This is a genomic window from Sphingopyxis sp. (genome assembly GCF_051861155.1).
GTDB lineage: Bacteria > Pseudomonadota > Alphaproteobacteria > Sphingomonadales > Sphingomonadaceae > Sphingopyxis.
This window is the reverse complement of sequence record NZ_JBHYDE010000003.1, coordinates 15,661-30,417: the sequence shown is the minus strand read 5'-3', so window position 1 is coordinate 30,417 and position 14,757 is coordinate 15,661. Positions and strand designations below refer to the sequence as shown.

The window sequence follows — 14,757 nt, the reverse complement described above, 5'->3', positions numbered from 1 at the left end:
CACCCGATCAGAATTTGAAGCGAACGGTGCCGCCATAGGTGCGCGGCTGGCTGGGGTAGCCCGACACGCTGCCCGACTGCGCCACCGCCGGGAAGATCGTCGTGAGGTACTGCGCATTGGTCAGGTTGCGACCCCATACGCCGACGTCCAGCCCGTTGGTCAGGCGGATCGTGAACGATGCGTTGAGCGAGTTCACCTCGCGCTGCAGGCTCTGCACGACGCCGGGGGCAAAGCCGCTCAGGCCTTCGACGATCTGGACCGGGCTTTCATAGCTGTAGTCGAGATGCGCGATCGCCTTGGTCCCGCCCGCAAATTCATGCGTATAGGTGCCGCCCATCGACAACGACAATTCGGGGATGCCCGCGGGCGTGGTGCCCGAAATGTCGCCGAACGCCGAATTGACGAAGCTGTCATATTTGGCGTCGAGGTAGGTCGCCGCCAGCGTCAGGTTGAGCCCGTCGATCGGCCGCACCGAACCGTCGAACTCGATCCCGAAGGTCGACTGCTTGCCCGCGTTGGCGAGCGCGAAGCCGGTGCCGGTGAACACGTTCGACTGGAAACCCTTGATCGACTGTTTGAACACCGCGACGTTGACCGCCGCGACGTCCCACTGGCCCTTCAGGCCGAACTCATAGACGGTCGATTCCTCGGGCGCCGCAAAGCGCGACCCGGCGACCAGGTTGGTCGTCCGCAATCCCGCCGAGGTGATCGCCGGCAAGTCCGACGCCAGCGGACGGCTGTCGCGCGACAGGTTGACCGAGCTCGCCTTGAAGCCCGTCGCATAGGTCGCATAGATGTTGACCGTGTCGGTCAGCTCATAGGCGGCGCGGACGCTGTACGAGAAATCGCCGTCGTTGGTCTTGGCGTCCTCGACAGCGTTCGGCACATTGAGGAACGGCGGCAGGAACTGGAACGCCCGCAGCCCGCCGAGCGGGTTTGCCGCCGGATTATTCTGGTTGGCGTTGGCAAAGGCCTGTACGCCCGCCGAAATCTGGCCGAACGCTGCCGGGTTGGCACCGGCGAAGGCGCCGATTTCAGCCGCCGTCGCCGAACGGCCGAGCCCGAGGACGGTGCCGACCTGCGAGGCGAGACCGCCCTGGAACAAGAGCTGGTTGCGGAACGGCGCATATTGCGGCGCGTCGAGGTTGATCCCCGAAAACACGTCGGTGCTGATCACATTGGTCGAGAAATTCTTGCGATCCTTGGTGTAGTTGCCGCCCAGCGTCAGCGTCAGCCGGTCGCTCACCTCGAAATCGAGGGTGCCAAAGATCGAGAAAGCCTCGTCCTTCATCCGATACGCTTCGTCGAGGCCGTTGCCGGCGCGGAAGAAGGTGCCGACATAGCGGGTCGGCGCGCCTTCGAGCGCCCCGAAGGTCTGTTCGAGCAGCGCGACGTTGAGCGCATTGCCGCTCGCGGCGCGGATCAGCTGGTCGCCATAGGGACGGAACTGGGTGCCGAAACGGATGTCGTTCTTCTGGTCGATCTTTTCGTTGAAATAATAACCGCCGAGCAGGAAGTTGACCGGGCCGTCGAAATCGGACGTCAGGCGCAGTTCCTGGGTGAAGGTGTCGATCCCCAGATCCTGGCTATTCTCGCCGATCAAATCGGCGCCGGTGAAGTCCGAATCCTGGTTGGTCAGCGCCTTGACCTGGCGATAGGCGGTGATCGAGGTCAGCGCCATCGTGCCAAGGTCATAGTCGATCTGCGCCGAACCGCCGTAATTCTCGATCTCGTTCGACGACAGGAAATTATTGTACACATTGTACGAGAAGGGGTTGTTTGCATCAACGCTGGGGCCACCCGCCAGCGCGTTGGTGATCGCGACGGTCGGGCCGGCGATCACATTGCCGGCGATGCAGCAATTTTCATCGATCTTGTCATAATCGCCGATCAGGCGGATCGACAGCGCGTCGGTCGGTTCGAACAGCAACTGGCCGCGCACGCCCCAACGGTTGCGGTCGTTGACGTCGGTGTCAAGCTTCAGATCCTGCGCATAACCATCGCGGCGGTTGTAGCTGCCGCCGATCGAAAAGGCGACGGTTTCGCTGAGCGGGCCGGTGACGTCGGCCTTGACGGTGATCGCGTTATAATTGCCATAGGTGGCTTCGGCCGAACCGCCGAAATCGAACTGCGGCTTTTGCGTGACAATGCTGATGACGCCCGCCGACGCGTTCTTGCCGAACAGCGTCGATTGCGGGCCGCGCAGCACTTCGATGCGCTCGACATTGGGAAGGTCGCCGATCTGGGCGGCCGAGCGCGAGCGATAGACGCCGTCGATGAACACGCCGACCGACGGTTCGATACCGGCATTGTTGGCGCCGTTGCCGAAACCGCGGATGATGAAGTTGGTGTTGGCGCTCGACTGAAGCTGCGACACGCGGAGGCTGGGGACGGCGGTCTGCAGGTCGATGAGGTCGCGGATCTGCGATTCTTCGAGCTGCGCTGCCGACGTCACCGACACCGCGACCGGGGTGTCCTGCAACGTCTGCGACCGCTTCGACGCGGTGACGATGATGTCGTTGCCATAATCGGTGTCGTCGACCGCGACCGTGCTATCGTCGGCGGGGGCGGCATCCTGGGCAAAAGCGATGGCGGGAACGGTGCTGGCACACAGCATCGTGGCGCCCAGCAAAAGGTTGCGCAAAGTCATGATGTCTCTCTCTCCAAACCGGTGAAAGCGCGGCCTTTCGCCAAAGAGGGAGATGCCCCACCGGAGCGTTTCGCTGTAATAACACCGAGCGCCGCGTCAACGCGGCGGCACGGCACTAGGCCGATTTTCTCGCGTTTTGTGACCGAAAAGCAACAGTTTGCACTGCAACATAAATCGCGTGCGTAGCCCCGAAAGGCGCCGCAGGCGCCTCACCCCACCTCACGCCATGCACCTGGTGCCAGGTCGCCAAGTTCCCACGCACCGATGCGTAACCGCACAAGCCGTAGCGTCGGATAGCCGACCGCCGCGGTCATCCGCCGCACCTGACGGTTGCGCCCCTCGGTAATCACGATCTCCAGCCAGCTGTCGGCGACGCTCTTGCGATACCGCACCGGCGGATCGCGCGGCCACAGCGGCGGCGACGCGACCCGCCGCGCCTCGGCGGGCCGGGTCGGGCCATCGTTCAGCACGACCCCCGACCTGAGCCGGTCGAGGCTCGCCGCATCGGGCTCTCCCTCGACCTGCACCAGATAGGTCTTGGGCGTCTTGTGCCGCGGCGACGCGATGCGCGCCTGCAACGCGCCATCGTCGGTCAGGATCAACAGCCCCTCGCTATCGCGGTCGAGCCGTCCGGCGGGATAGACATGCGGAACCGCGATATAGTCCGACAGCGTCGCGCGCGCTTCGGGCTGGCTGCGATCGGTGAACTGCGACAGGACGCCAAAGGGCTTGTTGAACAGGATGATACGGCCCACGCTATTCGCTCCCGTCCGGCCGGGTCAAAGCCGCGGCCACGCTGTCGATGCCTGGCAAAGAAATGGTGCCCGGGGACGGGATCGAACCGCCGACACTGCGATTTTCAGTCGCATGCTCTACCAACTGAGCTACCCGGGCTGGGCCGCGGCGGCCCGATGGCCGCGCTGGCGAGCGGCGGCTATAGGCATGGCTTTTGATCCTGTCCAGTGGCTTTGTGCCCCCCGATTTTCAGCCTCAGCCTTCGTCGAAACGGTCGGCGTCAGCGGTGCCGTCGGGCGCCTGTGCGGCGGGTACGCGATAGTCTTCGCCGAACCAGTTCAGCAGGTCGCGGTCGCGGCAGCCGCGGCTGCAAAAGGGTTTGAATTCCTCCTCGCGCGGCTTGCCGCACAGCGGACAGCGCGGCATTCTATTGGGCATGCCCGGCTCCTTTGACGGCGGCATCGGCGATCAGTTGCGCCGGGCGCCCGGCGCGGTTTTGCAGCGTTGCGATCCACGCCGGATGCGCCGCGACACGCTCGATCACGCCAGCGCGCGCCGTCAGCGTCAGCGCCCCCGTCCCCACCGCCCGCTCGGCCTGGCGCAGCAGCAGCGCCGCGTCGGTCGCTATGGGGTCCAGCACGACCTGTTCGATCAGCGACGGACGGTCGCGGCGGCGGATGATCTGCATCAACCCGAACCCGTTGACCGCGGTGCGTTCATAGGGTTGCGGCAGCGCGGCGTCGACCGCGGCGTCGATCGCGTGGCGCCCGGCGCGATCGGGCAACGAGGGAAAATCGATCCCGATCGACCCGCCGATGTCGCAGCAGCGGATCACCCCCGCGGCGGCGCGTGCGCCCGCTTTGGCCAGCGCCAGCGCATCGCCGTCGCCATCGATGTCGATCAGCACCATCGCCGGGGTCGCATCGACCCACAGCGCTCCACCCACGAACGGCCAATGGCCGGTGCGGACATGATCGATCAGTTCGGACCAGCCCGCCTGCTCCAGCCGGTCGGGGTCGGTCGAGCGCAATTCGGTCACCGGCACGCCGCTCGCCGCGATGCGGGCGCGCAGGTCGGGGCCGTCGCCGATCGCCGCGCCCGCCTCGGCCGCTCGCACCCGCGCCGGCTTGTCGCGGCCGCGTTCGCGCAAGGCCATGCGGGTGACCTCGACCGTCAGCGCCGCACCGATCGAGGTCGCAGAGGGCAATGCTGCCAGCGATGCGGTTGGCGCGCCGGGCCAGTCGAGCGCCACCAGCGGCGCCTTCCCGGCCTCGACCAGCCGCGCCTGGGCGACCGCGCCGACGCGCGGCCCCGCGCCTTCGCGCTCGATCCGCGCTTCGATGATGGTATCGCCGTCGACCAGCGCCGCGCGCGCCTCACCGATCCCGGCTTCGTAAAGCCATTCAGCCAAGGGGGATGCCCGCGCTGGTGAGCAGCGTGCGCGTTTCGAACAGCGGCAGGCCGACGACGTTCGAATGACTGCCCGACAGGAAGCGGACGAAGCTTTCGGCGCGGCCCTGGATCGCATAGCCGCCCGCCTTGCCCATCCCCTCGCCCGATTCGACATACCAGTCGATCTCGGCGGCGCTCAGCACCTTGAACGCGGCGATGGTGTCGGCGACGCGCACCCGGGCCTTGCCGTCGGTGCCAACAACGCACAGCCCCGAATAGACATGGTGCCGCCGCCCCGACAACAGGCCGAGCATGCGGCGGAGGTCAGCTTCGTCAGCGGGCTTTTCGAGGACACGGCGTCCGATCGCGACGGTCGTGTCGCCTGCCAGCACCACCTCGTCCGCGGCGCGCGCAACCGCCAGCGCCTTGCCCCTGGCCAGCCGGGCGACATAATCGCGCGGCAGCTCGCCCTTCAGCGGCGTTTCGTCGATGTCGGGGGAGGCAATGCGCGTCGGCGTAACGCCGATCCGCGCCAGCAATTCACGCCGACGCGGCGAGGTCGAAGCCAGTACGAGAGCCGGATGTGGCGCGGGAATGTTCGCCGCGCCGCTCACTTGAAGCGATAGGTGATCCGACCCTTGGTCAGGTCATAGGGGGTGAGTTCGACGAGCACTTCGTCGCCGACCAGCACGCGGATGCGGTTCTTGCGCATCTTTCCGGCCGTGTGGCCCAGAATCTCGTGATCATTTTCCAGTTTGACGCGAAACATCGCGTTGGGCAGCAGTTCGACCACTTGGCCGCGCATTTCCAGAAGTTCTTCTTTCGCCATCAGTCCTCTATGGGCTCGATATTCAAGGATGCGCGCCCATAACGCCAATTTGCGGCAATTGAAAGCAATCTGTCATTCGGCAGGATTATGCTTCGCCAGAAAGGCATCAAGCCTGTCGAACCAGTCTTTTTGATTGGCCGGGTCCGAAAATCCATGCCCTTCGTCGGGATAGGCGACATATTCGAAATTGCTGTTCCCGGCGGCCTTGAGCGCCGCGACCAGTTTCTTCGACTGGCTGATCGGAACATTGCTGTCATCCTCGCCGTGCGCGATCAGCACCGGTCGCGCGATCCGGCCCGCCTGATGGGTCGGCGACACGGCCGCCAGGTCGAGTTCGCCGGCGCCGGTGACACGCGCTTGCCAGCTGGCGTTCGCTTCCTTGGTCAGATAGCGCGCGTCATATTTCAGCATCGCCTTCCAATCGGCGACCCCGGCAAAGCTGGCGGCACAGCGATAGCGATCGGGATTGCGGGCGACCGCCCAGAGCGCTGCGTAGCCGCCATAAGAGGCTCCGATCATGCACACGCGCGCCTTGTCGACGGTCCCCTCCTTGACCAGCCAGTCCATGCCGTCGTCCAGGTCGTCCTGCATCTTCTTGCCGATCTGGCCGACTCCGGCTTCGCCAAAGGCCGTGCCATAACCACCCGAACCCCGGTAATTGGGCTGAAGCACTGCATAGCCGCGGTTGGCAAAGAACTGGACATGCGGATCATAGTCCAGCCGGTCGCGCACCCCATAAGGGCCGCCGTGGGGATAGACGATCAGCGGCAACCCCCTCGCCCCCCGCCCCTTGGGCAACGTCAGATAGGCCGGGATCTTGGTGCCGTCGCGCGCGGTATAGGTCACCGGCTTCGTCTCGGCGAGCATTTCGGGCGGCAGGCCGCGCATCATCGCTGCAATGGGCGACATCTCGCCCTTGGTCCGGTCGAGCAGATAATAGAGGCCGGGTTCGTCGGGCGCCGTCGCAAGCACCAGCAACCGCTTGGCATCGCGGCTCTTTGATACCACCCACGCCTGGCGGTTCGGGATCGCCCGGTCGAGCTGCCCTTGCAATTTCTTCGATCCGGCGTCGAACCATTCGATGCGGCTGCGATCGTCGGTATAGGACACGCCTTCCAGCGCGGTGCCGTCGACGTTCAGCCAATAATCGTCCACGTCATAGACGTCGTGACCATAAACGAGATCGCCAATCTCGCGCGTGCGATAATTGAATTTGTGGAGCGCCTGACGTCCGGTTTTTTGGTCGCTGAGGACATAGCCTTCATCCGATCCGGCTACCACGTTGGCGATGTCGAAAAAGGCCTCGTCGTCGCCGGGCTTGATCGCGCCGATCTGTTCGAACTTTTCTGCCTGGGTGCGGCGATAGAAGAATTTGAGCTTGCGATTATCCCATCCCACCCCTGCACGCACGATACCCGCATCATCGGCATACCATTCCCACACGGGGGCACGCGCCCGCACGATTTCGCTCATCTTTCCATCGGGGAGCGCGACGCGAAATACCGATGGATAATCATAAATCGTCCGCTGGATCGAGAGGAGCAGATATTGGCCTTCGGGATCGACGAACAGCACGTCGTCGCCCTCTAGCCCCTGCCCGTCGCGGCCAATGATGCTCGTCTCACCGGTGGCGAGATCACGCATCGCCAGGACCGTCTGGCGCGCTTCTTCGCCGAAATAGGGAATGTTGCGACCGATGCTGAACAACAGTTTGTTCGGTCCCGCCCAGCGCAGCCAGTTGAAGTCGACCTTCTCGGGCAGGTTGATCGGCTGCCCCGCCTGTTCATGGAGACCGCGATAGACGATTACCTCGCGGCCTTTGATGCGCGCCAGAAAGGCCAGGCGGGCGCCATCAGGCGACATCGCCGCGTTCGATATCTCGGGTAGCTGCGCCAGGTCGACCGTCGCGATGCGGGCCGGACGCTCCGGTGCTGCCGTCGCCGCCTCCCCGGTGCTTGCGCCTGCCGGAACACCGCATATTGCCGCCGACAGCAGCAACGCCCCCAATCGAATTTTCATCAGCCCCGCAAACCTTTGCCCCATTTCCCAGCAGGATAGGAAATTGTAGGGGCAACGCAATCGCAATTAGTGCACCATGTGCAGCTTTCGCGCGATCCGCCACGCTACCGTCTTCGCCCAGGCATAGCTCGGCCAGCGCGGCGGCATTGCGGGATCGAGGCCCATGCGGCGCAGCGCCGCGTTGGCGGCATGCGCTTCGGATTCGCGGTAGCTCCACTCGCTGCGCCAGGTGATCGACAGCGAGATCGACGGGGCATCGCCATTGGCGACAAAATGCGGCGCCATCACCGGCATCAGCACCGCATCGCCGGGGCCGAGCGGCACCTGCTGCGCGCCCTCGCGATACGCATCCTCCCATGGCAGGTTGCGGTGGCCGCCGGTGTGATAGCGCTCATGCTCGCGGCGGTGGGCAAAGCGCTCGTCGCCCGCGGGCCACACGTTCATCACCTTGGTGCCGCGCAATTGCAGCAGGATATTATGCTCGGGATCGAAGTGAAACGGCGTGATCGACCCCGGCGACGAAATGAAGATGAACCCCTGCGGCGTCAGCATCGCGCCGGTGCGCGGGTTCACCACCGGCTCCAGCTCACCGAGCAGGTCCATCAAAAGCGCGCGATAGGCCGGAACATTCTCGATATTCTTGAGCACCGCCCAGCTGCCGTTGCCGTCGATGGTGCGGATCGTTTCGCCGATCGACAGGCCGTTCGAGGGAATATCTTCGGGGCGGATGCCGATCGGAACATCGCCCGGATTATATTCGACCTCGCTCGCCGGCAGCCCTTCGCCAAGCTCTGCCAGCGCTTCGAGCGACAGCAACGGATGGTCGGGCAGATGATGGTGAAGCAGCCCCGCCTGCTGCGGATACAGCGCCGCCATCGCCGCCAGCGTGGCGGGCGGAAAGACGGGCGCGGCGATCGGCTGGGGCGCGGTCATGTCGGGCTTTCTATCGTATTTTCGGTCGCGGGGGCACCCTTGCGGCGCCGCCAGAAACGCTCGGCGCGCGTCAGCATCGCGAACCGCAGCCGGTCGGCGGGGGCTGACAAAGCGGCGTTGACCCAGACCAGCGCGCGGCGCTCGCGCCAGACGCTGTCGATCATCGGATGGTCGGGCGCGGCGCAGCTGTCGACCCACGCGATCACGGGATCGCCCAGCAGGTCGAGGTTCGCCTGTTGCAGCAGCACCCCGGGCGAAAAGCGGGCATAATCCTCGTCGAACGCAGTCTTGAACGAAAAGCCGCCCGGCGGCGCCAGGAAGTTGATCAGCATCGCCAGCGGCCGGTCGTCGAGATCAAGCGCGCGCATATCGAGCCGCCCTGCATCGGCGGCGCCCGCCACGATCGCGCGGAACCACGCCTGGGTGTCGCTGTGGCTGGCGAGCGCCGATCCGGCGCGGCCTTTCCAGCCGCGCGCTTCCAGGTCGAGGAAGGCGTCGATCCACGGATCGATCGCCTCGCCCGCCTGCCAGCGGCGAAACCGCACCGCCCCCTGTTCGGCGAGCCGGTTCGCCTGCCGCCGCAATTCCTTGCGCTTTTTGGCGCGCACCGCGGCGTCCCAATAATCTTCGGGCGACAGCTGACTGTCGAGCAGCGCGCGTTCCTCGCGGTGCACCACCTCGGCCTCGCCGCCGCGCACCCGCGCGACATCGACCAGCGCGCGGTGCAACGGACCGTCCGCGGTCAGGCGCGGCACATGCAGCAGCGTGCACGCCCATGGGGCCGCGTCGCACCAGCCGAGCAGGATCGACCAGAACAGGCTTTCAAACCCCGCGCGGACCAGCGGCGCGCCATGGAAATGATTCGGATGCGCCCAGCCCGTCACGTGGCGCAGCGGCAGGCGCCCATAACGCGCCGCGGCGGCGATCGGCATGATCCCGATCACCGGTCCGTCGCTGCCATCGCGCACCATCACCAGCCGCGCCTTGCGCTCGGGGTCGAGCAGGTGCAGCGCCGATTGCAGGCACCAGCGTTCGGCGAACGGATTGGGTTCGCTCGCCTCTGCCGCCAGCCGGTCCCACGCCGCCGCCAGCTCGCCCGACAGCGCCAGCGGATCGACGACACGGACGATCAGCGGATCGGCGGGGGCGGCGTTGGCAGGAAAGGCGGGGTGCACCGTCATCGGGTGGAGGTTAGCAGGAAAGCGTTAAAATGGGGTGGCGATTTCTACTGTCCCCCTCCCGCTTGCGGGAGGGGCTAGGGGAGGGCATGTCAAAGATCGCTGCGCACGAAACAGGCCCTCCCCCGACCCCTCCCGCAAGCGGGAGGGGAGACAAGGCGTCAAATCCCGAACAGTTTCGCCAGCGACTTCTCGAGCATGAAGAACTGCCAGATCAGCCGCCCATGATCACGCCGCCCCGACTGATGCGCCGCGACAATGCGTTCGATTTCGGCCATGTCGAACCAGCCCGACCGCGCCAGCGTCGACGACGTCGCCAGCCCCTTCGCCTGCTCGACCAACGCTCCGCGGAACCATTGCGACACCGGCGTCACAAACCCCATCTTCGGCCGATAGAGGATGTCATGCGGCAGATAGCGTTCCATCGCCTGCTTCATGATCGCCTTGCCCGTCCCGCGCTTGACGCGCATCGACGCGGGCAGGCTCGCGGCAAATTCGATCAGGCGATAATCGAGCAGCGGCTCGCGCGCCTCCAGGCTCACCGCCATGCTCATCCGGTCGGTCTTGGTCAGGATGTCGCCGGGCAACCAGATCATCAGATCGGCATATTGGGCGCGGTCGAGCGGCTCGCGCGCCGGTGCCTCGGCCATCGCCTTCCAATAGCGCGCCTCGGCGACATGATCGCCCAGCGCATGGTGCGCCGCGTCGTTGAACAGCCGCGACCGCTGCGCCTGCCCCGTCACCCCGACTGCTTCGGCATAACCCTCGGCCCCGCTCTTCGACAGGCTGGCGAGCGTCGCCCGCGCACGCAGCGGACGCGGGGCCCAGTCCATTTGCGGCCACATCTTTGCCAGCGGCCCAAGCACGCCGCGGCGCATGAAGCCGGGGATCAGCCCGCGCAGCCGTTCTTCCTGATGCTGGAACACCAGCCGCCGGTATCCCGCGAACGCCTCGTCGGCGCCGTCGCCCGAGAGCGCTACCGTCACCTCTTCGCGCGCCAGTTCGCACACGCGGTAGGTCGGCAGCGCGCTGGCGTCGGCAAAGGGCTCGTCGAAATGATCAGCGATCGTGTCGACCAGCCCGAAGTCGCCCGACGACACGGTGCGGGTGCGGTGATCGGTCGCGAAACGCTCGGCGATTTGCTGCGCATATTCGGTCTCGTCGAGCGCCGCCTGATCGAAACCGATGGTGCACGTCTTGACCGCCTTGGCGCTCGCCTCCGCCATCAAGGCAACCACCGCGCTGCTGTCGACCCCGCCCGACAGAAAGGCGCCCAATGGCACATCTGCGACCATGCGGTCGGTCACCGCGGCGCGCATCAGGTGGACGAGATGCTCGGCCGCCTCGCCTTCCGAAGCCCGGACGCGTTTGGAAAAATCGGGCGCCCACCAGCGCGACGGCACGGGTACCGGCTTGCCGCGTTCGAGCAACAGGAAGTGCCCCGCGGCCAGTTTCTCGACCCCCGCGACGATGCAATTGTCGTCGGGAACATAACCAAAGGCCAGGAAATCCTCGATTGCGGTCAGGTTCGCTTCCTGCCGCAGCAGCGGATTGCGCAGCAGCCCTTTCAGCTCCGACGCGAACGCCACCGACCCATCCGACAGCCGTGCATAATGCAGCGGCTTCACCCCCAGCCGGTCGCGCGCCAGAAACAGGCAGCCGCGCTGATGATCGTGGATCGCAAAGGCGAACATGCCATTGAGCCGCGACAGGCAATCGGGCCCCCATTGCCGCCACGCCGCGATGATGACCTCGGTATCGCCGCTGGTGCGGAAACGGTGACCGCGATCCTCCAGCTCGCTCCGCAACTCGCGGAAATTATAGATTTCGCCGTTATAGGTAAGCGTCACCGCCTCATCGTCGCTCGCCATCGGCTGCGGGCTGCCATCGATGTCGATGATCGACAGGCGAAGGTGACCGAGGCCAACCCCCGGCGCCGTCCATTCGCCCGATCCGTCAGGGCCGCGGTGCTGCATCGGCGACAGCATCGCGCGCAGCCGAGCCGGATCGACCGGCTTTGCCGTCTCGAGATGATAGATGCCCGCGATCCCACACATATCAGGGTCAGAACCTCCTCAATGCACGTTCGAGGCATCGAAATGGCGAAGATATCGGACGGGAATGTCCGCCGGGAACAGTGGTTCTGTTTCCAAGGACATTTCCGTCCGATATCGAAGCCATTTCGATGTCCCTTCGGGATTTGACCAATTTTGTCCATGGCTGCGTCGGCAAGCCTTGGAATATTCTCATATGCCTTCGCCTTGCCTTCTTGCCCTGAACAAAATTGCTTCAAACCTCGATCGTGCATTGAGGAGGTTCTGACCCTGGGCCTAGCGGGTTTTCAGCGCGCGGTCAGCCATGGCCTTGGCTCCGCCCGACGCGGAAACGAAATCCTCCACCGCATCGCGCCCACCCTGCCCCGTCTCGCTCGACGCGATCAGCGACAAAGCGCGCGGATCGCCGCCGAGCAATCGTGCCTTCAGCCCCGCCAGTTTCGCGCGGCGGGCATTGCCCGTCACCGCGCCATCGACGACATACCAGGTCGCCGCATCGCGCAGCACCGGGCCGGGGTGCAGAAGCCGTTCGGTCTTCGCGCCGTCGATCGCGGGCAGCGCCGCGCTCCACGCCCACCCGCCGTCGGGATCGACCGCACCCTGTCCAAACGCGACGACCTCGCGCCCTTCGGCCTGGCGTTCATAGCCGCCGATCGCGACCGTCACGTGGCGCCCCGTTGCATCGGTGAAATGCCGCAGCAGCCGCTGATCGGCGCCGTCGAAGCGCGGGGTCCATGCCATGCCGTCGGCGCGCGTTTCGTTCCAACCGCGCGGCGCCTCGACCGCCATCGTCGCGGGCAGCGGCGCGCTGCGCCCGCCGACCAGCCATGCCCAGCTGGCAAAGAGCAGCGGGATCGCAAAAGCGATTGGCAGCACCGCCTTCGCCGGACCAGCAAAGCGCGGCGCCTCATCAAGCCCCGCGACATCGACCGCAACATCGTTCGCAGGCCGGTCGAACCAGCGCCGCGCGACCAGCATCACGATCAGGATCACCAGCCCGAAAAAGATCCAGCCATAGAAAATATGGTCGATCCCGCCCGCCGCTTCGATCCCCCAGATTTCGGCGGCAACCATCGTGCCATAGGCCCGCAGCGCGTTGGCGAGGATCGTCGTCGCCAGCGCCGCCGCGACAAAGACGATCCGCCGCGTCCAACTTTTGAAACACAGATGCGCCGCGAACACCGCATAAGCGAGCATCGCGATCAGGAAATTCACTCCCGAACATTCCTCGGCGACCTCGAAAAAGCCTGCGGGGGTGGTGATAAACACCCCCTCCATCTCGGCGGCGATGCCCGACAGATGAAGCAGGATGACGCTGATATGCGCGGTAAAGGTCTGGAGCAGCGGCACCAGCTCCTCGCCGAACGGCACCAGCAGCAGCGCATAGGCAAGCGGGAACAGCAGCCCGCGTACGAGATTCTCGCCCAGCGTCGCCGCAACCGCGCCCTGCAACATCAGCACCAGCCCGAGCTGCCGAAACAGCCCGACCCCCGCCGCCTCGCCGACCAGCCATACCAGCCCCGCCCCCGCCATCCAGACAAGCGCGGGCCACCAAAAGACGGGAGCCAGCGGGCGCAACAAATCGGTTCGCTGCGACACCAGCCAGCCGATCATCGGCACCATCAACAGGCAATGGGTAAAGGTCGAGCTGTACCACCAGATGCCCGCCATATCGGCGGCATCGCGCCAGAAGATCGCGAGGATCGCAAACGACAGCAGCGCGAGCGCGCCCAGATGACGTTGCCACAGCGTCATGCGGGCAGCCCCAGCAGCTCGCCGAGCGGCGCCAGCCGCGCGTCCCAGCCGTAGCGCGCGATCATCCGCGCCCGCGCCGCCTGCCCCATCGCGGCAGCAGTGTCCGGATTGGCGAGGAGGATGGCGAGTTCGCGGGCGAAAAAGGCGCCGAGGTCGGCGCTGTCGGCGACCATTAATTGGCTGCCATGCTCGGCGTCGATGCCTTCGGCAGCGGCAGGGGTCGCGACCACGGGCCGCGCCATCGCCATCGCTTCCAGCAATTTATTCTGGACCCCGCGCGCGAGCAGCAAAGGTGCGACGACGGCGTCGGCGGCGGCGAGCCACGGCCGCACATCGGGCACCTCGCCCGTCACCTCGACTCCTGGCAGGTCTTGCAACGCCAGCACTTCGGCGGTCGGCGCGCGGCCGACAATGGCAAAGCGGGTCGCCGGAAATCCGCGACGCACCAGCGGCAGGACATCCTGCGCGAACCAGCGCACGGCATCGATATTGGGGCGGTAATCCATCTGGCCGGTGAACACGAGCAACCGGCCCTTGCGCTTTTTCAGGCGAACGAAATCGGCCGACGGGTCGAAATGCGCGGTATCGATGCCGTTGCCGACCGCATGAACGCGGTCGCTTCCCAGCCCGCTGCGATCGCGAAACAGCGCCGCTTCGGCCTCGCTGACGAAGAGGCTGGCGTCGACCCGCGCCGCGACCGCCGCTTCATAATCGCCAAGCCGCTTCGCCTCGCGCGCATGCACCCAGTGCAGCGGCTGACGCTTGTCCTGTTCGGCATAGCTCGCGAATTTGGCCGAATCGACGTCGACAAAGTCCATCAGCACCCGGCCGCTGAAATGGTCGGGCAGATATTGCGCCATCTGGCCCGAGAAGCCCACGATATGGCTGATCGTTCCGCCGCGAACCAACGCATCGACGCGACGCGCGAGCGCGGCGTTTCCAAACAGGCGGTTCGACACCGGTTCACCGCGCAGCACCGCTTGGGCCAACGCAATCGGTCGCGATACGCGCCGCACCTCGATCGCCAAGCTCTCGCAAAGCGGCGTCATCTTGTCGTGCGCGATTGCCATGTCCGCCGCATTGTCGGCGAGCGCGGCAACATGCACCGGCGCCAGCTTCGCCAGCGCCTCGAACATATGCCAGCTGCGGATGCGGTCGCCGCGGTCGGGGGGCCAGGGCGCACGGTGAACGAGGAACAGGATTTCGGGCATC

Annotated in this window: 12 protein-coding genes and 1 tRNA gene; all 13 read right to left on the bottom strand. The window is 65.6% G+C overall.

Annotated elements, in window-relative coordinates; translation table 11 throughout:
• Window positions 1–7 precede the first annotated feature (7 nt).
• The gene (locus ACTIFP_RS06155; protein ID WP_439567843.1) at window positions 8–2,650 is read right to left on the bottom strand and encodes a TonB-dependent receptor; all 2,643 of its coding nucleotides are present in this window, start codon (window positions 2,648–2,650) and stop codon (window positions 8–10) included.
• 209 nt (window positions 2,651–2,859) lie between these two features.
• Window positions 2,860–3,405 (bottom strand): pseudouridine synthase, encoded by a 546-nt coding sequence (locus tag ACTIFP_RS06150; RefSeq protein ID WP_439567842.1) that lies wholly within the window; start codon window positions 3,403–3,405, stop codon window positions 2,860–2,862.
• A 63-nt stretch (window positions 3,406–3,468) separates the two neighbouring features.
• Window positions 3,469–3,544 (bottom strand) — tRNA-Phe (locus tag ACTIFP_RS06145).
• Window positions 3,545–3,640: 96 nt separating this feature from the next.
• Window positions 3,641–3,823 (bottom strand): DNA gyrase inhibitor YacG, encoded by a 183-nt coding sequence (locus tag ACTIFP_RS06140; RefSeq protein WP_439567841.1) that lies wholly within the window; start codon window positions 3,821–3,823, stop codon window positions 3,641–3,643.
• Window positions 3,813–4,796 (bottom strand): ribonuclease, encoded by a 984-nt coding sequence (locus ACTIFP_RS06135; protein WP_439567840.1) that lies wholly within the window; start codon window positions 4,794–4,796, stop codon window positions 3,813–3,815. The genes ACTIFP_RS06140 and ACTIFP_RS06135 overlap by 11 nt, the downstream gene beginning before the upstream one ends.
• Window positions 4,789–5,391 (bottom strand): Maf family protein, encoded by a 603-nt coding sequence (locus tag ACTIFP_RS06130; RefSeq protein ID WP_439567839.1) that lies wholly within the window; start codon window positions 5,389–5,391, stop codon window positions 4,789–4,791. Before ACTIFP_RS06130 ends, ACTIFP_RS06135 begins: the two co-directional genes overlap by 8 nt.
• Complete coding sequence (infA, locus tag ACTIFP_RS06125) at window positions 5,388–5,606, bottom strand: translation initiation factor IF-1 (RefSeq protein WP_010162480.1); 219 nt, start codon at window positions 5,604–5,606, stop codon at window positions 5,388–5,390. The genes ACTIFP_RS06130 and infA overlap by 4 nt, the downstream gene beginning before the upstream one ends.
• A gap of 72 nt (window positions 5,607–5,678) precedes the next feature.
• Window positions 5,679–7,625, bottom strand: coding sequence for an alpha/beta hydrolase family protein (locus tag ACTIFP_RS06120; RefSeq protein ID WP_439567838.1), 1,947 nt, complete (start codon window positions 7,623–7,625; stop codon window positions 5,679–5,681).
• Window positions 7,626–7,691: 66 nt separating this feature from the next.
• Window positions 7,692–8,558 carry a cupin-like domain-containing protein gene (locus tag ACTIFP_RS06115; protein WP_439567837.1) on the bottom strand — a complete coding sequence of 289 codons (867 nt, stop codon included), beginning with the start codon at window positions 8,556–8,558 and terminating at the stop codon, window positions 7,692–7,694.
• The gene (locus ACTIFP_RS06110) at window positions 8,555–9,739 is read right to left on the bottom strand and encodes a GNAT family N-acetyltransferase (RefSeq protein ID WP_439567836.1); all 1,185 of its coding nucleotides are present in this window, start codon (window positions 9,737–9,739) and stop codon (window positions 8,555–8,557) included. The genes ACTIFP_RS06115 and ACTIFP_RS06110 overlap by 4 nt, the downstream gene beginning before the upstream one ends.
• Window positions 9,740–9,897: 158 nt before the next feature.
• Complete coding sequence (locus tag ACTIFP_RS06105; RefSeq protein ID WP_439567835.1) at window positions 9,898–11,793, bottom strand: XrtA/PEP-CTERM system amidotransferase; 1,896 nt, start codon at window positions 11,791–11,793, stop codon at window positions 9,898–9,900.
• 273 nt (window positions 11,794–12,066) lie between these two features.
• Window positions 12,067–13,545, bottom strand: coding sequence for an exosortase A (gene xrtA / locus ACTIFP_RS06100; RefSeq protein ID WP_439567834.1), 1,479 nt, complete (start codon window positions 13,543–13,545; stop codon window positions 12,067–12,069).
• Entirely contained in the window at window positions 13,542–14,756 is a 1,215-nt protein-coding gene (locus ACTIFP_RS06095; RefSeq protein ID WP_439567833.1) for a TIGR03087 family PEP-CTERM/XrtA system glycosyltransferase, read from the bottom strand. The genes xrtA and ACTIFP_RS06095 overlap by 4 nt, the downstream gene beginning before the upstream one ends.
• Window position 14,757 lies beyond the last annotated feature (1 nt).